The organism is Rossellomorea sp. DUT-2, assembly GCF_052665285.1.
The window spans coordinates 520842-538043 of the sequence record NZ_JBQPEO010000003.1 but is presented as its reverse complement, the minus strand read 5'-3'; the positions used below and the strand labels follow the sequence as shown (position 1 = coordinate 538043).

At 43.6% G+C, this 17202-nt stretch carries 16 protein-coding genes; 4 read left to right on the top strand and 12 right to left on the bottom strand.

What is annotated here, in order from left to right; translation table 11 throughout:
• Positions 1-349 precede the first annotated feature (349 nt).
• The 6 genes from ACOSV2_RS13570 to ACOSV2_RS13545 all read right to left on the bottom strand — a co-directional run bounded on the left by ACOSV2_RS13570 (position 350) and on the right by ACOSV2_RS13545 (position 7195).
• Positions 350-1753, bottom strand: coding sequence for a sensor histidine kinase (locus tag ACOSV2_RS13570; protein ID WP_428975554.1), 1404 nt, complete (start codon positions 1751-1753; stop codon positions 350-352).
• On the bottom strand, positions 1743-2447 hold the full coding sequence (locus ACOSV2_RS13565) for a winged helix-turn-helix domain-containing protein (protein WP_428975553.1): 705 nt from the start codon (positions 2445-2447) through the stop codon (positions 1743-1745). Before ACOSV2_RS13565 ends, ACOSV2_RS13570 begins: the two co-directional genes overlap by 11 nt.
• Positions 2448-2624: 177 nt before the next feature.
• The gene (locus tag ACOSV2_RS13560; protein ID WP_428975552.1) at positions 2625-3488 is read right to left on the bottom strand and encodes a hypothetical protein; all 864 of its coding nucleotides are present in this window, start codon (positions 3486-3488) and stop codon (positions 2625-2627) included.
• Positions 3489-3572: 84 nt separating this feature from the next.
• Complete coding sequence (locus ACOSV2_RS13555) at positions 3573-4460, bottom strand: peptidylprolyl isomerase (RefSeq protein ID WP_428975551.1); 888 nt, start codon at positions 4458-4460, stop codon at positions 3573-3575.
• 194 nt (positions 4461-4654) lie between these two features.
• Positions 4655-5920, bottom strand: coding sequence for a S1C family serine protease (locus ACOSV2_RS13550; protein ID WP_428975550.1), 1266 nt, complete (start codon positions 5918-5920; stop codon positions 4655-4657).
• A gap of 651 nt (positions 5921-6571) precedes the next feature.
• Complete coding sequence (locus ACOSV2_RS13545; RefSeq protein ID WP_428975549.1) at positions 6572-7195, bottom strand: DUF421 domain-containing protein; 624 nt, start codon at positions 7193-7195, stop codon at positions 6572-6574.
• A 314-nt stretch (positions 7196-7509) separates the two neighbouring features.
• Between ACOSV2_RS13545 and ACOSV2_RS13540 the strand changes: the two genes are divergently transcribed.
• Positions 7510-8145 carry a lysozyme inhibitor LprI family protein gene (locus tag ACOSV2_RS13540; protein WP_428975548.1) on the top strand — a complete coding sequence of 212 codons (636 nt, stop codon included), beginning with the start codon at positions 7510-7512 and terminating at the stop codon, positions 8143-8145.
• A 112-nt stretch (positions 8146-8257) separates the two neighbouring features.
• On the opposite strand, the gene ACOSV2_RS13535 is transcribed toward ACOSV2_RS13540, so the two are convergent.
• Both ACOSV2_RS13535 and ACOSV2_RS13530 read right to left on the bottom strand, forming a co-directional pair.
• Complete coding sequence (locus ACOSV2_RS13535) at positions 8258-8785, bottom strand: AAA family ATPase (protein WP_428975547.1); 528 nt, start codon at positions 8783-8785, stop codon at positions 8258-8260.
• A gap of 39 nt (positions 8786-8824) precedes the next feature.
• Complete coding sequence (locus ACOSV2_RS13530) at positions 8825-9529, bottom strand: CPBP family intramembrane glutamic endopeptidase (protein WP_428975546.1); 705 nt, start codon at positions 9527-9529, stop codon at positions 8825-8827.
• Positions 9530-9618: 89 nt separating this feature from the next.
• Between ACOSV2_RS13530 and ACOSV2_RS13525 the strand changes: the two genes are divergently transcribed.
• The 3 genes from ACOSV2_RS13525 to ACOSV2_RS13515 all read left to right on the top strand — a co-directional run bounded on the left by ACOSV2_RS13525 (position 9619) and on the right by ACOSV2_RS13515 (position 13706).
• Positions 9619-10344: a MerR family transcriptional regulator gene (locus tag ACOSV2_RS13525; protein WP_428975545.1), complete on the top strand. Its 726-nt coding sequence runs from the start codon at positions 9619-9621 to the stop codon at positions 10342-10344.
• A gap of 307 nt (positions 10345-10651) precedes the next feature.
• Complete coding sequence (locus ACOSV2_RS13520) at positions 10652-11749, top strand: hypothetical protein (RefSeq protein WP_428975544.1); 1098 nt, start codon at positions 10652-10654, stop codon at positions 11747-11749.
• A 424-nt stretch (positions 11750-12173) separates the two neighbouring features.
• Positions 12174-13706 (top strand): metal ABC transporter solute-binding protein, Zn/Mn family, encoded by a 1533-nt coding sequence (locus ACOSV2_RS13515; protein WP_428975543.1) that lies wholly within the window; start codon positions 12174-12176, stop codon positions 13704-13706.
• Positions 13707-14359: 653 nt separating this feature from the next.
• Here ACOSV2_RS13515 and ACOSV2_RS13510 read toward each other — a convergent pair.
• From ACOSV2_RS13510 to vanY, 4 genes are all read right to left on the bottom strand, one after another.
• Positions 14360-14827 (bottom strand): hypothetical protein, encoded by a 468-nt coding sequence (locus ACOSV2_RS13510; protein ID WP_324747102.1) that lies wholly within the window; start codon positions 14825-14827, stop codon positions 14360-14362.
• 30 nt (positions 14828-14857) lie between these two features.
• The gene (locus ACOSV2_RS13505; protein WP_428975542.1) at positions 14858-15253 is read right to left on the bottom strand and encodes a CBO0543 family protein; all 396 of its coding nucleotides are present in this window, start codon (positions 15251-15253) and stop codon (positions 14858-14860) included.
• A 213-nt stretch (positions 15254-15466) separates the two neighbouring features.
• Positions 15467-16072, bottom strand: a complete 606-nt coding sequence (locus tag ACOSV2_RS13500; RefSeq protein WP_428975541.1) for a GNAT family N-acetyltransferase — start codon at positions 16070-16072, stop codon at positions 15467-15469.
• Between the two features lie 224 nt (positions 16073-16296).
• A complete protein-coding gene (gene vanY, locus ACOSV2_RS13495) occupies positions 16297-17163 on the bottom strand; it encodes a VanY-A/VanY-F/VanY-M family D-Ala-D-Ala carboxypeptidase (RefSeq protein ID WP_428975540.1) in 867 nt (288 codons plus the stop codon).
• Between the last annotated feature and the right edge of the window lie 39 nt (positions 17164-17202).

Below are 17202 nucleotides of genomic sequence, written 5' to 3'. Positions count from 1 at the left end.
ATGTTTTATAGTTTCGATAACCTTTTTTTATAGCAGAAACGCCTCTAATCAACATAAACACGTCACCCTGTCTTTAAACTTCAACATCATAGAACAGTTATCCAAACTTTAGACTCAAGCACGTATAGTGATCCCATCATACTGGAATATCTTCTGGATATCTTTGAAAAAGCATTCCTTGAAGAAATGAACTGATTTTACCGCATAAGAAAACCGCGTGGATTGTTGGAGTCCATGCGGTTTTTTTCCTTGTTTGGAGGGTGAACCAAGGGGACAGGTACCGTGGCTCCAATCCAAGACCCGGCCAAGGTACCTGTCCTGGTGGTTCCCTGATTCCTTGGCCCACTACCTACAACGGCAACCGAATCACAAACTTCGTGCCCTTCCCTTTCTCACTGATAACCTCGATCGTCCCCGCATGCATGAGCACCAATTGCTTCACGATGGAGAGTCCGATGCCGAATTCACCGTATGGATTATTCGTCCGGGACAGGTCTGCTTTGTAAAATCTGCGCCAAATCGAGCGGATTTCTTCGGGATCCATGCCGATTCCTGTGTCTTCGATTTCGATGACGGTTTCTTCAGCAGAAGACGAGCCCCTTAACGTGATCGTTCCTCCAGAAGTGAATTGGATGCTATTTTTCGTGATGTTGATCAGAATTTGGATGAGCCTATCATAGTCGGCATATACCGTAGCAGCGGAATCTGCCGAAATCCTGATTTCGTTCCCCTTTTCTTCCGCCTGTAAGTCGAGCTGCTCCTTGATGACTTCGAGGACATCCAGTAAGGTTAGGGATACTTTCGTGATGGTTACCTGGTTGGAGCGTATTTTTTCATAGTCCAGGTTTTCGTTCACTAGTCTGATCAGGCGCCTCGTTTCCTCGCTTACGAGACCGAAGCTCTTCTCTTTCTGCTCTTCTGGGATCATGTCGTTTCTGATTCCTTCGATGACACCGCGAATCGTGGTCAGCGGTGTTCTCAGTTCGTGTGACACATCCGCCATGAACTGCCTTCTCCGGTTCTCCAGGGTATCGATTTCCTCTTTGGATGCCCGGAGTTTCGTGACCATTTCATTAAAGTCTTCGGCAAGATCGCCGATTTCATCGAAGTTCGAGCTTGGGACTTGAACATCGTAATGACCGGATGATACACGGGAAGTGGCGTCCCGGATCCGCTGAATTCTTTTTACATGGAGCTTTGACAAGAACAAGCTGATCAAGAGGGAAATCGCCAGGGACAGGAGCACGATATACAGGAGATATCGATTGATTTCACTCAGCATTTCCCTTGAGCCGCTGATTGGGGAAATCAAGATCAGTCCGCCAGTCAGCTGATCATTCACAATCCGGGGCATGATGACGAGGGATACAGCCTGGTCAAAACGTCCGAAATCTTTCTTCAGGGGGACGGTTTCACCCCCCTCGATTTTTTGCCACTCTTCCTTTGAGAGCTCGATTCGCGGGTACACCCCTCCCCTGGAGAATGATACCTCCCCTTGGCGGTTGAACGTGATCACATCGATGTTCCGGGCATGAAGCAAGTTGCTGTATTCCTCCAGATAAAGAGGCCGTCTCGGACCTGGCCTTTCAAGATCTGATAAAATTTTATCCCCGTACGTCCTGAGTTCCGTGACCTTATTTTCATAAACAAGATTTTCGACATAGTGGGAAAACAGGGTGCCAAGGATCAAGAAGGCGATGATGAGGACGCTTGTATGGCTGAGAAGCAGCTGATAAAGATATCTAATTTTCATCCCCGGCCGCCGCCTCATCGAATTTATACCCTACTCCCCAGACCGTATGCAGGTACGGCTTTTCCTTGCTGCCGATTTTGTTGCGAAGCCGCTTGATATGGACATCGACCGTCCGTTCATCCCCGTAGAAATCATATCCCCATACCCGTTCGAGAAGCTGCTCCCTCGAGAACACCTGCCGCGGATGACGTGAAAGATAATAGAGCAATTCAAATTCCTTTGGTGTCAGATTGGTAAGGGGAACGCCTTTCAGCAGGACTTCACGGGTTTCCTTACTGATCTGGAAGTCTGCCGTCGAGACATCGTGACTTCCTGACCCACTGCTTCTCTCCCCTTGATACCGCCGCGAGACAGCCTTTATCCTAGCCATCAGGGCAAGTGGTGAGAAGGGCTTGGTCACATAATCGTCGGCACCGAGCTCAAGGCCAAGCACCTGATCGGATTCACTATCCTTCGCCGTCAGCATGATGACCGGGATCTGTGACCCTTCCTCCCTGATCTTCCGGCAAATGGTGACCCCGTCCATCCCCGGCAGCATCCAGTCCAGGATGACGAGATCCCAATCACCGTCTTTATAACGCCGGTACCCGTCAGCCCCGTCATGGACAAACTCTCCTTGAATCCCTTCTTTTATAAAAAACATCTCAAGCATGCTTGTGACACTCTTATTGTCTTCAACTACCAATACATTCATCAACATCGCTCCTTTCCCGACTGAACCATGGGGACAGGTACCTTGGCTCCTATTCAAGACTGTGCCAAGGTACCTGTCCCCATGGCTCCCTATCTAAAGTATAGTCGTTTTGACTGATTCATTCTATTGTTACCTCCTAATGAAAAACCCCCGCACATTTGGCGGGGATTTCAATCCTTATAATGTGTCACTTTCTGACTCGGCAGGGTGTGCCTCACTTTGTTCTGCCTCAGGTGCTCCTCCATGAGGTCCTTTTCCATGACCAGGACCATTGTGGTGGCCTTTCCCACCCATGTGGAAGAAGAATCCCTCTTCCTTATTGAATGGGAAGAAATCCAGTTCTTTCGCTTCATCGGCATGATCGGTCACAATCTCATCCATCAGTTCTTTGGACGTTTTGCCTTCTGTTTCAATGCCCAATTCTTTGGCAGCTTTAAGAATGGAAGCTTCGAATATCTCTTCTTTTAATTCATGATGCTCTTTTCCTTCTGTCTCGATTCCAAGATCCTTCGCCTGTTTCGCAAGGGCTGCTTCTCTGACTTCCTCTGCAAGTTCATCCAGATCCTTGCCCTCGGTTTCTACTCCAAGTTCTTTCGCCTTCTGTTCCACCAGTGCTTTCCTTATTTCTTGAGAGAGCTCCTCCTGGTCTTTGCCTTCCGTTGATATCCCCAGCTCTTTCGCTTTTTCATTCATTTCCGCCTGGCGGATTTCATCGATGACGGCACGGCGATCTTTTCCTTCTGTTTCAATGCCCCATTCTTTCGCTCTTTTTTCGAGTTCGGCCTCCATGATCTCTTTGGCCAGTTCCCGTGAATCCTTATCGGTGCTGTCGATTCCAAGCTCTTCTGCTTTTTCCTTCAACTGTTCCTCATCCATGTGGAACTTCCCATGTCCACCGCCGAAATGTCCGCCAAATGCCTGATTAGCAACCGCCGAGTCGTTCGTCTTCGCAGCGTCCTCCTCAGCCGCAAAGGCGGGAAGAGCTCCCGCGATCCCGATCGCTAATATACCTGCCAACGCGAGTGTTCTCTTATTGTTCATTCCATTTCCTCCTTTTATAGGTTACAGCTGCACTATCATTATTTCCAGAACATATGACCAAATCATGAACAAACCATGGCCGGTTTATGAATCTTTCAAAAGATTTTCGATCTTGTAATCCTCTTTCTTTTCCTGGAGCCACGTTCCATACTCTGTTTGAAGGGCCTGATCAAACAGGATGTCCTTGATTTCTTCTTTATGATCGGCAAGAACCGCTTCTTTCGCGTCTTTCTTATCCGTCACCTTGATGATATGGTAGCCAAATTCCGTCTTAACCGGCTCACTGATTTCACCCTTCTTCATGGCAAACGCCTTCTCATCGAATTCCGTCACCATCTCACCTTTTGCAAAAAAGCCCAGCTCCCCGCCTGACTCGGCATTAGACGTATCAGTAGAATATTCTTTCGCAAGCTCGGCAAAATCCCCTCCGTCATCAAGCTTTTTCTTCACTTCCTGAGCCGTTTTTTCATCATCAACCAGAATATGACTTGCCTGCACCTGTTCTTCCTGGGCAAACGTATCCTTATTCGCTTCAAAGTATTCTTTGATCTGATCATCCGAAATCGAAATTCTGTCCTTCAGCAACTTTTCCGTCATCAAAAAGGAACGGATATTCTCTTTGACGCTATCAAGACTCGCTCCGCTCGAGGCCAATGCCTCATTGAATGCCTCTTCGCCTCCATAGGAATCTTTCATTGATTCCAGTTCCTCATCAATCTCACTGTCCTTGACGCTGATGTCTTCTTTGTCACCCTCAAGCTCCACAATCTTCTCGGCAATCAGTGTATCAAGGGCTGCTTCCCCATACTGATCCACAAGCGACGTATACAAATCCTCTTTACTGATCGACTTGCTTCCCACCTTAGCGACCACTTCCTCCTTCGAAAAACCAAACATCGCAAGCATCGTGCCGACGACGACAATGCCTCCAATAACACTCCATAACGTGATCGAACGCTTCTTTTTATCCACTTACCCGCTCTCCTTTGTCATTCATTTCCGATTCTACTTCTTGGTAACAGGTACCATTTGCTTGGTTTGTACCTATTACAATTCGCTCGGTCTGTGCCAGGTACCAATCATTTTTTCAGTGCCTGGCACCAAACAACCAATCCGTGCCTGGTAACAATTATCTGTTCAGTGCCTGGCACCACTCACCAAATCAATTAGTTAACCATCGCATTACTAGTCAATGTCAAACTGATCGTCATTTCTTCTCCACCCCGGAAAATGGTCAAGTCAATCTGATCCCCCACTTTCAGGTCAGCGTACAACTGCCTTCTCAAGTCGGCCACATCCGCTACTGATTGGCCATTAAGCTCCGTGATGACATCGCCCTCTTTGATCCCGGCTTCTGCTGCCGCGGATGTTTTATCGATATTGGCGACAATCACACCTGCTTCTACTTCACTCGGCAAATCTTTCAAGTATTGGCGGGGAACATCCGTTAGATTCGTCATACCGATTCCGATATACGGACGCTCCACCTTACCCGTTTCAATGATTTCTTTGACGATCGGCTGGAAATCCTTACTTGGAATGGCAAAGCCAAGTCCTTCTACACCGGAGTTGGAGATCTTCGCGCTGTTGATTCCGATCAGCTCACCCTTTGAATTCAGAAGTGCCCCTCCACTGTTACCCGGATTGATGGCCGCGTCTGTTTGAATGACATTCAATTCAGATTCACCTTTAGAAGTCTGCACCGGAATGGTACGGTCGACGGCACTGACAATTCCTTGTGTCACCGTTCTTGATAGATCGAGTCCAAGGGGGTTTCCGATCGCGATTACCTGTTCACCGGCGCGCAATGCACTGGAATCCCCTACTTCCAATAGATTGTCCGCATATTTCTCATCGATCTTCAATACGGCAAGGTCGGTCAGCGGATCGGCCCCGACCAGCTCCGCGTTGGTTTTTTCACCGTCATGGAGGGATACCTCAATCTTCGAAGCCCCTTCAATGACATGGTTGTTGGTGATGATATAAGCACTGTCACCGTCTTTTTTAAAGAGAACGCCTGAACCTGTCCCTGCTTGAGCAGCTTGTGAAGTACCCATGTTATTCTGCTGCTGATAATTGACAATTCCGACAATCGATTCAGAGGCATCTTCCACAATGTTCGCTACATCGCCACTACCTGTTGATACCGTTGTGGGATTTATTCCCGAATCACCCGAAGACTCCACCTCGCCGTTGTCACCTGCCGATTGTTCGATGCCCGTCTGAGCCAGGTTCTGATAGTAGTCGGTTTGAGGCAGTACCGTCAGTGTCATGACCGAACCGATGATCCCGGCACCTACAGTGTTTAGAAATCCCCGTCCTTTAAAAGGCTTCTTCGGCTTCGGGCTTCGTTGCATCTCCTCATTCTTCACGGCTTCCGTATTGTCTGATTCTATATGCTTCATTTCTTCATTTTGATTGTGTTCTAGCATTTTGTTTCCTCCTCTATTGATTTTTGCTCGGTTGATCTCTGCTGTTGATTTCATCTTAGAGGGAAAATGTTACGAAACTATTAACAATCTATGTACAGGGTGGGAAGTTTTAAGGAACTCATTACATAATGGAAGAATAAGAGATCGTAGCCCGTAGGAACATTGAGCTCACGGGTAACATGAAGGGAGTGGGAAGAACGCGGGTTGCAGGGACCACATTTAGCGGCAGGCTGTCGATTTGTCATTTTTCGACATACGGATCATAAGTAACGAAAATGGATCATAAGTTAGAATTCTGGATCATAAATCAGAATTTCGGTTCATAAATCCCCAAAGTGGATCATAAGTAACGAAAACCGGATCATAAATCAGGCGAGAGCCCTATATAACCCTTATTTCCCCTGTCAATCTTACGCAAAAGACATGAAAATCGACTAAATGATTCAATTTCACTTAAAAATTCATTTGTTTGGTGTAAAATAGGGGCAATCATGCCGGAAATGATCTGAACTCCATGGTGGCCAAGTAGCAATCAAGCCCTTCACCGCCAAACAAAAAGTCCCTGAGCAGGTTACTCAGGGACTTTTTTTCAGGTACTCAAATGACCGATGTAAAAGCAGGATTATCCGCTAGATCAACCGAGCTTTATCACTACTGAAGATGTTTCGGGGGAGGATTGACGGAAGAGGGCTGTTTGATCTCTTTAAATATATCTTCTCCTCCCACTTCCTGACTGACTGGCCTTATCGTGGAAGGTTGTACCTCAAGCATATTGATCAGTCTCTGTACTTGTGCCTGAAGTTGCTGGAAATCTTTCATCGTCACCGGTTTCGCCTGGGGTATCAATTCCACTCCGACTTGTCCATTCGGCTCAAGCGTCGCCCATTTCACATCGGAAAGTTTACTGACCCCCTGCTGTCTTAGTTTCATTTCAAGCTGATCTACTGTCATACGCAACTTCTTAAAGTTCTTTTCAATCAATATGCCATTTTCCATGAGAAGCTTTGATTTTCCTGTGATCATTTGTTCTACACGATCTGATTTCACCTGCAAATATTCCATGACCATCAGCGTTAAGACCAGAACAAGCCCGACACCGATCGTGGTCCAGATATTCTTTCCAGCTAACGGTTGAATTAATAATGATCCGATTCCGATCATAATGACCGTCTGCGTCAAGGTCATCTGGGAAATCGACTTCCTCCCGGCCACTCTTAACAATAAGGTCCCCGCCACAACAATGAGAATCGCTTTCCAAATCCAATCCAAGTCCATAACACATTCCATCCTTTCGACCTTTTCATCGCTAAAACCCTCTTCTCAGGAGAAAGAGGGAAAAGGTGTGTGTTATGGATTAGCTTTTCCTACAAGGATGGAGTTATTCGAAGAGAGAACGTCATGAAGTAATCCATTTCATAAATCTAACTTCAATACTTATTTAAAAAGCAAAAGTTATCCCCTTTCAAAAGCGTGCATTGGGACCTGTCCCTGCGGACCACCAACGATCGGATCCCAATAAGTTAGAAGAACATTTCCTTATATGTTAAAATAAACCAATATACAACCAACAAGGAATTGGAGCTGTAAAAATGAAGAAATCGAAAATGTTTATTGTGGCAGTCTTATTAACGTTGTTATTCGCCTTCATGTCTGCTTGTAGCGATTCACCTGAAGAGGATGCTTCTAATCAGTCTGAATCAGATGCGATTCCAGCAAGTACAGATAATTCATCTACAGAAAGGACTGTAGAATCCGATAATAATGAGGAGAATCAATCGGGTGAATCCTCAATGGACGATGGCAGCGCTCAGGTAGACAGTAGTCAGGAGGAAGATCCTACTCCCGAAACAAAAGTAGCCGGAAAAACAGAATATCTGAACAAACTGGAAAACATCCAAAAAGAACTTGATGCCATGCCAGATAAGAAGGATTCAGATAAAGGTGTCACGAACGCCATGAAAAACTATTATGGAGTATCTTACGAAAGGTATGACGATGCATTAAATGAAATTTATTCCCTTCTGAAAAAAGAGCTTTCTCCAGAGGTCATGAAGGAGTTAAAAGCGGAACAGGTTAAATGGATCGAACAGAAAGAAGAAAAAGCAGAGAAAGAAAGACTGAAGTATGAAGGCGGAACGTTTGAAAATGTGGCGTGGTACATCTCTTTGTATGAGTCGACGAAGGATCGATGTTATGAATTGGTGAATGAGTATATGACGGATTAGATTATAAAGAGAAAGGAGAGGAAGTGATCAGGACTTCCTCTCCTTTCTCCTTTGAACCATAGGGACAGATACCTTGGTCCATTCCCTGGCTGGATGAAGCAAAAAGAAATGTCTAATTCTCAACAACCATCTCCCCTTCCCCCTCAGGAACTTCAAAACCCTTCAGATAGGAAATTAACACTTCTTCCGTAATCGGGAACGCATTGGCATCACAGCGCTTGTTCCTTATTTTAAGGCGTTCACGCAAATCATAAGGAGAAACGTTTATATAAATCAGTTTCCATTTGCCTCCGGACTTTTCGATGAGTTGTTTATATTCGTCCCTCCTTGCACGGTCCCAAAAACTGAAGTCGATGACCACCTGTTGTTTATTGTGAATGAGATTTAATAAGTCATTGCGCAATTTTCTTTCTGCCTCTTTCTTATATTCCTCCATCTTTTCCAAAGGGAAATCAATCCCGTAACGACCATGAGTTGCCCATATTTCTTCATCAATCGAAAGACGTACAAAACCTTCCTTTTCTAATTGCTGCGAGAATGTCGTTTTCCCGGAACCTGCCACACCACACATCATGACGACTAGTGGTGTGGAAACACTCCGTTCGCGGTAAATTGTTTCGAAATTAAAATGGTTGAACATGTAGACACTCTCCCCTTTTATATAAATTGCGTTTTTTTGTTACCCCAAACTTGCCAGCAAAACCATTATTCCATTCGTCAAACCGTGAATCATAACCGACGGCCATATCGAATTCGTACGTTCATACACTAAAGCAAAAAGGATTCCGCTAAAGAAATTTACCGGCATGACGTTATATGTCGGGATGTGGATGATGGTAAAGATAAGCGAACTTAGTAATAGAGCTCCTGTCAACCCCATTCGAGTGCGCAACCATCGATATAAGAAACCGCGATAGAAGATTTCTTCGTATATCGGTGAGATGATCGCCGCAGAGATAAAGGCGATCAGTACCGTAAAGAACGTTGCATTTTGCTGCATGGCATCTGTTTTGCTGTTCTCCCACGAATTGCCTATGAAACTCGTTAAAACTACGATGATTACGGCACCAACCAGTAAGATGACAGAATAGATGATTATGATTTTCCAATCTTTCACAGCAAATGGTTTGACCCCTACTTCACTCCAGGAAATCTTTTTTGGGCGAAGTGCAATGAAATATATACCTGAAAGTAGAATAATAGCTATGGTTAACCCCATTAACGTTCCAGCATACAGTTCATTGTCGAGCCACCCAGAATATAGGGGCTTAACCACGAATTTAATACATCCGATCACAACTACAAATTCAAGTAACATCAATAATATGAATTCTTTCCAACCCCATGGGTCCTGTTCTTTCCAGTTCATTTGACTCTTTTCCATCCATCTTCCCTCTTCCTATATATGGTATAATTCAACTATAGGAGATGACGTTACGTCACCTGCAAGCATTTTTTTCAGGAGGGAATGGAATGAAAAGATGGACGACCGGGGAGGTAGCCAAAGAGCGGAATATATCCATTCGCACACTTCGCTATTACGATCAGATTAATCTCCTTACACCAAGCTTTAAGGATGCGAGCGGAAAGCGTTATTATTCAGAAGATGACTTATTTACATTAGAGAAAATCATCATTCTAAAATCCCTTTCACTCCCCTTGGAGGATATTCGCCATATATTAAATAAACTATCTTTCAAACAAGTTCTAGTCTCACACTACAATTACCTGCAAGAACAACTCTCGACACTTCAAACAAGCATCTCCCATACGACTTCATTAATTCATATGATGGATCTGGAAGAATCTTTACCCTGGGAACGCGTCTCCGAACTGGTCCGCCGTTCACACCACAGCTCAAAGAAGTGGATGGACTATTTTCAAGAAGACGAACAGGTCCTCTTACAAAAGTCCCTTCCAAACCTCAGTAACAACGACGAAACAACCCAGCAGTATATTTCATTAATCCGGCGAATGGAAGCGTGCATCAAACACAATGTGAAGCCTGAATCAGAAGAAGGCTTTCAAATCGGGACCAGGTTACTGGAACTATCAAATGATATGTTCCAAGGAGATAAAGAGTTGATGGATAAATTCTGGAAGGTACGAAAACAGCCTGTAGAGGATACCGGCTTATACCCGATTTCGGATGATGTATTGGAGTTTGCGGAGCGGTGTATTGAGTATGCGATGACTTAAATAGAAAGCTAGAAGGGAAATTCAACTGATTATTTGTTTGGTCGTGGGAACCACAGCTTGGGGAGTATCGAGCATCATTCTTATTGTTTGGTTGTTTAATAAGATATTTATGCAAGATAGTATTTTCTAAAACTACGGATTGGCGGTAAATCCTATCTTAATGATGAATGGGAATCTTCCGCGTGCTTCCACCAGCATTAACATTTAGATTAAAAATTCCTATCAATTTCTTAACAAAGGTTTCATCTACAGGAAAATGTGTTAAAGTCCTCCATATTCTTCTATATAAAAAAGGGTGTGTGAGGCAATGAAAAAGTTATCGCTGCTACTTGCAGCCGGGGTACTTATACTGGGAGCGTGCGCTGATCCTACGAGCACAGATGAGAATAAGAAGGAAGCGCCGTCTTCCGAACAGGACAAATCAAACGCGAAAAAAGCGGAAAACGAAGAACCAGAAAAGCCCAAAAAGCCCTTTAAACCGTTGAAACCGTCTGAAGATGCTGTGGCTTTGGCTAAAAGCCTATCAGAAAAGGAACAGCAGGAAATCCCTGATATGCAGGCGTTGCTTGGTGGAAATCCAACGCGTACAGTTCCTGCAGGTGAAACCCTGCCAGAAGGAGTGAAAGATTCATCGAATGGACCATTAAAGGATCATCGATTGGTCGCCTATTACGGAACTCCAGATTCTGAAAATATGGGGATTCTAGGCGAGTTGGAGCCTGAGGAATACATGAAGAAGCTGAAGGAACAGACGCAGGCCTATTCCGACGCTGATCCCGACCGGCCGGCGGTACCAACGATCGAGTTGATTACGACAATGGCTCAAAGTGAGCCAGGTCCTGATGGAGATTATGTGCGTATGACGTCAGAAGAAAATATTGAAGAGTATGTGGAGCTTGCAAAGAAGCACGACGCACTGGTACTGCTCGATATTCAGCTCGGGACGGACACGGTCATGGAGCAGGTGAAAATGGTCGAAAAGTGGCTTAAGCACCCCCATGTCCACCTGGCGATCGATACGGAATTCCACGTAGCTGAAGGGGAAAAACCCGGAGAGGATCTCGGACAAGTGGACGGGAAGGAAATCCAGAAGGCAGTCGAGTATGTATCGGAGCTTACGGAAAAGAACAACCTCCCGGATAAATTCGTCCTCGTCCACCAATACACCGGTGCGGTCCTATCGAATAAAGAGGCGATCCAACCGACAGACAACGTTGAAATCGCCATCAACTTCGACGGCTGGGGAGCATCTGCGGACAAGCAGGCTTTGTACGGGAAATACATACGGAATGAACCGAATCAGTATGGGGCATTCAAGATCTTTTATGATAAGGATGTGCCGGTTTTGGAGCCAGTAGAAGTGTTGAAGATGGAACCTAGTCCTGCGATCATCAATTATCAATGATGGAAACAAGTACTGACGGCTTTCTTGCATTAGAAGCATGAGAGCCGTCGTTCCTAAACAAAAAATAACCCCATCATCATAACACCGTAGATTAATCTGATAATAAATCAGAGCTACATTATGGTTGGGGTCACATTAGCTAGGATTACCAAAAGGAAAAAGACAAAGACGTATCTTATGTAAAAATCCATTCAAAACACCTCCCCAACCCACCTCCACAAACACTTGCAAACTCTCAACCTGACATTCCAACTCATTCCTCTTCACACGTTCCATGATCAACATCCTATTCCCCCCTCTTTGATAAGATTCCTGAGGTGCCAAGGTACCTGTCCCCTTGGCATCCCGTAAATCGTAACAATCACTATTTACAAATCGTAATAATTACGATATATTATTTCAAGAAATCATAAGGAGGATACATATGAGGAAAAAATGGATGGCTTTATTAAGTATATTAATGGTCCTCTCCCTTGCTGCATGCGGAGAAGAAAAGGAGAAAAGTAGTAAGGAACAGGCAGCGTCTTCAGCTGATCCGGTGAAAATTTTCACTACGGTATATCCCCTGCAGTTTTTTGCAGAACGGATTGCAGGTGAGGAAGCTGAGATTGAATCACTCTTACCTCCGGGATCGGACTCACATACATACGAGCCCACTTCTAAAGACGTAATGGCCATTGCTGAAGCAGATGCCTTTATTATGAATGGCGCGGGAATGGAGGCGTATGCTGAAAAAATCACTAAGGCTGTTGAGGCTGAAGATGTAAAAGTCGTTGAAGCAGCTGAAGGGATTGAGCTTCATGAAGGAGACCATGACCACGATCATGAAGAGGACCATGACCACGGAGATGATGATCCTCACGTATGGCTGGATCCCATCCGCTCCATTGAATTAGCAGAGAACATTAAGAATACATTAGTAGAATTGAAGCCTGAAGAAGAGGCACTATTTAATGAAAACTTTGAAACTCTTAAGGCTGACCTTGAAGCTCTTGATCAGGAGTTTACCACTGAACTGGAAGCAACATCAGGCAATCACTTTATCGTCTCTCATGCCGCCTATGGCTATTGGGAAGAAGCTTATGGTGTCCATCAGATTGCTGTTTCCGGATTGAGTCCGACACAGGAACCGTCTCAGAAGGAACTCCAGACCATTGTAGAGACAGCTAAAGAATATGGATTAAAGCATGTCTTTTTTGAACAGAACATCACGACGAAAACAGCTGGAGTCGTAAGGGATGAAATAGGTGCAGAAACACTCAGACTTCATAACCTGTCTGTACTGACAGATGAAGATATTGAAAATGATGAAGACTATTTTTCACTGATGAGACGTAACCTGACACAGTTGCATAAAGCATTGGAACATGCACCTGCTATAGAACCAGAAAGTCACGACCATGAATTAGATGAAGAATCACAGAAGATTTATGATGGGTACTTTGAAGATAATCAAGTGAAAGATCGTAAGCTTTCTGACTGGGAAGGTGACTGGCAGTCTGTTTACCCTTATTTACTGGATGGTACCCTCGATGAAGTATTTGCTCACAAAGCAGAAGACGGAGATAAGACTGCCGAAGAGTATAAAGAGTACTATACAACAGGATACAAAACCGGCGTCGAGCGCATCATGATTGATGGGGATACGTTCACCTTCTATGAAGATGGGAAAAAATCGTCTGGACACTATACCTATGACGGGTACGAAATTCTAACCTATGAGAAGGGAAACCGTGGAGTGCGCTATATCTTCAAGCTTGCTGACGAGGAGGAAGGAAAGATGCCAAACTACATCCAGTTTAGTGATCACAGCATTGCCCCAACCGATTCACATCACTATCACTTGTATTGGGGAGATGATCGGGAAGCGTTGCTGGAGGAAGTCGTTAACTGGCCAACCTATTACCCTTCTGACATTAGCGGTGAGGAAATCGCTCATGAAATGATGAAACATTGATTCTCCCTTCCTGAGACAAGTACCATTCAATATTTATTCTGATAGGAAGAGATCCGGTGACCCTATATTTGGGCACCGGATATTTATTTAGAGAGAAAAACGGTGCCTGTCCGGTACGTTAAACTTTTACTTTGTTGGGGAGGACACGGACGGTCTTGCTTTGGAAGCATAAGAACCGTCTTCCTAATTCAAAAAGGTGCATCCTCCGTAAAGGGTTGGGGTGCAACGTAAATATTCGTGTAGGAGTAAACTTCCCCTTCACCACTTAATTGTGTGGTTACTAATTCTTCAGACCAACAAGATGTACAATGATATTTATCAATTTAATAACAAGTGAGGCGGTTGCTTATTCAGCTGCAGCCTCCTATTTATTGAATAGTAGTTAATTAGATCTGGAACTTGTTCTAATGCTTCTGGTTTAGATTTTCATTTCGCAAACAGGAGATCTACCCTATTTTTTCCTATTTTCAGTAAATCACATCATTCCTTCCCTACTTATTATGATTCCGAATAAAGGGTGAGATGGATGAAAAAATATTAGTTGTTGGCATTTGTCATTCTTTTCATTGGTGCCTTAAACGCTGTGAATCTTGAGACTACCTGTCAATTGCAGGTGCAAGGCAGTAAGAGTGTATCGGTTCCAATTTAACCATTTAAACCTTCAATGAGGTAAACCTCAACAAAATTGCCCGAATGATAAACCCTGCCGCCAGTCCCGGAATCAGCGCAAGCATCGGCAGCCAAATCGGACCAAAGTGAACGGAGAGGAATGGTTGGGGGGAATACATAATTCCAACCGTGACAAAGTAGGCAGCGAAGGCAAATGGAATAAACGATAACGGAGGATTTTCTCCATCTGAAAATTTGTAGGCATCATACATCGCATACATGTAAACACATGGATAAAACATGATCCATTGGTAGTGAATCACTTCTTCAGCTTCCGAAATTCTGCCAAGAAAGCTATACATGATAGACAGATTAAATGTACTCATGCTATTAATGATAAATTCTAATAAAATAAATAAGAATCCTTTTATGACATGTCCATTCAACAGCTGCCCAAAGCCCGGAAATGCTATGCTCCATAACACCACTTCTAGTTTTTGAGTCTTTTTCATATGACCAAACCTTTAGTTGACGTTTTAATATTAAGTACTCTTAGGTTGATCCAATCTTTTAACTACGGATACAAGCCCTCTGATGATAAATAATGTGAAACTTACAGAACCAAAGGTATGAAATGGTGACCACTTTTTCCATTGGATTAACTTTGTGTATTTCACAAGAAACCATTGAGTTATACTCATAGGAACACTCCAAGTCAAACTTTTCCAAATGATCTTCCATAACCCGTCATTATACGTTTGTCTAACCCAGATCACACTCAACAATGGAAAAAACAACATATCAAAAACAATGTTGGTCTTAAACACTCCTGGAAAAGGACGAATTGGATAGGCAACACGTTTCTCCGACACAACATATGTATCAACTAGAGTGGACAGAACGCCCTTTGAAAAGAAAACAATTAAGTTTTCCTTCATCCTAGCCCCCCTGAATAAGAATGGGAAGCAAATCAGGCATAAGGAAATGAGTACGCTTAACATTTTTTTCTCCACAACATGATCCTCCGTTTAAAGGTTTTGTTACTAGTATGATGTTAAGCCGGACCCGTTATGCTATATCTTTTCTTCTAGATTATTGGAGCTCACTATACTAACCGGTTTTTTCCAAAAATCAGTCATTCCATAAGCTCTTTAGTCCCCCACTTCTTTCACCTTCACAAGCTTCATATAGACAAGATCATTGACACCACTTTTTTCACTGTGCTTTTGAGGTATACGCATGAACTCTGCAAAACCCAGTTTTTCATAAAGGTGGATGGCACTTATATTGGTATCTGCTACCTCTAAGACATATTCGTCGTATGAAGTTGAATGTATGATCGATTTTAGCAGTTCAGTTGCCACACCTTTTCCTCTATACTTTACCGACGTTGCCACAAACTCTATTGCACCCATCTTTTCAGAAATTTGAAAAGGATATTGCTCTTTCTCAAATTCTTTTTTGAGAATGACATAAGCAATACTCCCCATGAATAAGCCGAGGTGCTTTCTAAATTCACTATATTTCAGTCTTACAGAAGGTATATTGCTTGTAGTGCAAGCCGCTATAGCCGCAATACGATCGTCAACTACTGCCGTATGAAAGACCTCTTCATTAAACATATGGGCAAATGTCTTGTAAAGTTTAGCCTTATCCTTTGAAAAATAATTCAGCCATTGATAGAAGCCGTCTACAAAGATTGTACTCATCTCATTTCTTCTATTACTTTCTGATTCACTAGCACGAATAATTTTCATAGGTTATCCCTCTATTCTTTGTGAATGTATCCTGCATATTCATTAAGTTACTACTATTTCTATTTTTTTAGAACATATCCTTCATGTACCTAGGCAAACAGTTCCCAAAGCACGCATTAACCCAAAGATGGGCACCATAAAAATGAAAGGAAAAGAAGAATTGTCAAAACGAGTGCTGTTTTTTTAGCCATGTACCATCATGCCTTTCATTCAGTTCGTTCGTCTCATTCCGCATCAGGAAACACTGTCACAATCACACCATCAATATTGTTACCTGAAATTTCATAACGAAGATCACGAGGCACATGAATGGTCGTACGTTTGGTGACAGGATAATAAGAAATCTCATATTTCCCCCCATTTACACTAGCAGAAATAGTTTTTTCTTCTTTTAGGTATTCCAGATATTCTTCTAATACGAAATTCTTTGATTTCATAATTGCGCTATGGGGGAAACCAACATAGCGGATGTGCCACGGTTCATATTCAATTCCTGTTATGCCCGTTTTATTCTCTGGATAACGTAAGATGAACCCGTATTTCCAAGCGTTCTTTTCTATCCACTTTCCTTCTGGTGCATTAGCCATCTTCATTTGAGTAGATCCTACATCAAGGGATAAGCCCAGATTGTGTTCACTGTAGCCTGCTGGCAAGGCATAGTCAGAACCCATATCTTGATAAAGCACACTTTGCTCATCAAAGTCCCGAAAGCCGCTCGTAATGGCGAAATGTTGAAGCCCATCTTTTTTTGCAGCAGCAACCATCTCTGAAAATGCATGTGCAATTTCCTCTGATAAATAAGTGTCACTGCCTAACAACACGTACCCTTGTGCCAGGTCATTGTTTGCAGATAAATTGACAATATCCGATCGAATGCTCTCCTGGTGAACAGGATATTCACTGTTGACCAAAAGCAGATCTCCTAGATAGATTTGATCCTCTGTCATTTCGATTTCTTGGATGCCACCCTCTGCGATACCATTTTCAGATTGAACATGGTTTTGAATTTTCACTTCTGGTTCAGACAAAGGTTCCAAATAGGCGAACGTTAACCCTAGGCAGGATAATAATAAAAAGCCCCACTTCTTCATTTATCTGTTTCCTCCTTACTCTTAGTTGCTTATAAGTGT

Excerpts from the sequence above, each read along its gene's own strand:
- ACOSV2_RS13505 (WP_428975542.1), bottom strand. The coding sequence starts at position 15,253 with ATGAAGGAAAACTTAATTGTTTTCTTTTCAAAGGGCGTTCTGTCCACT.
- ACOSV2_RS13550 (WP_428975550.1), bottom strand. The coding sequence starts at position 5,920 with ATGCTAGAACACAATCAAAATGAAGAAATGAAGCATATAGAATCAGAC.
- ACOSV2_RS13525 (WP_428975545.1), top strand. The coding sequence starts at position 9,619 with ATGAAAAGATGGACGACCGGGGAGGTAGCCAAAGAGCGGAATATATCC.
- ACOSV2_RS13500 (WP_428975541.1), bottom strand. The coding sequence starts at position 16,072 with ATGAAAATTATTCGTGCTAGTGAATCAGAAAGTAATAGAAGAAATGAG.
- ACOSV2_RS13570 (WP_428975554.1), bottom strand. The coding sequence starts at position 1,753 with ATGAAAATTAGATATCTTTATCAGCTGCTTCTCAGCCATACAAGCGTC.
- vanY (WP_428975540.1), bottom strand. The coding sequence starts at position 17,163 with ATGAAGAAGTGGGGCTTTTTATTATTATCCTGCCTAGGGTTAACGTTC.
- ACOSV2_RS13535 (WP_428975547.1), bottom strand. The coding sequence starts at position 8,785 with ATGTTCAACCATTTTAATTTCGAAACAATTTACCGCGAACGGAGTGTT.
- ACOSV2_RS13545 (WP_428975549.1), bottom strand. The coding sequence starts at position 7,195 with ATGGACTTGGATTGGATTTGGAAAGCGATTCTCATTGTTGTGGCGGGG.
- ACOSV2_RS13565 (WP_428975553.1), bottom strand. The coding sequence starts at position 2,447 with ATGAATGTATTGGTAGTTGAAGACAATAAGAGTGTCACAAGCATGCTT.
- ACOSV2_RS13530 (WP_428975546.1), bottom strand. The coding sequence starts at position 9,529 with ATGGAAAAGAGTCAAATGAACTGGAAAGAACAGGACCCATGGGGTTGG.
- ACOSV2_RS13520 (WP_428975544.1), top strand. The coding sequence starts at position 10,652 with ATGAAAAAGTTATCGCTGCTACTTGCAGCCGGGGTACTTATACTGGGA.
- ACOSV2_RS13510 (WP_324747102.1), bottom strand. The coding sequence starts at position 14,827 with ATGAAAAAGACTCAAAAACTAGAAGTGGTGTTATGGAGCATAGCATTT.
- ACOSV2_RS13515 (WP_428975543.1), top strand. The coding sequence starts at position 12,174 with ATGAGGAAAAAATGGATGGCTTTATTAAGTATATTAATGGTCCTCTCC.
- ACOSV2_RS13540 (WP_428975548.1), top strand. The coding sequence starts at position 7,510 with ATGAAGAAATCGAAAATGTTTATTGTGGCAGTCTTATTAACGTTGTTA.
- ACOSV2_RS13560 (WP_428975552.1), bottom strand. The coding sequence starts at position 3,488 with ATGAACAATAAGAGAACACTCGCGTTGGCAGGTATATTAGCGATCGGG.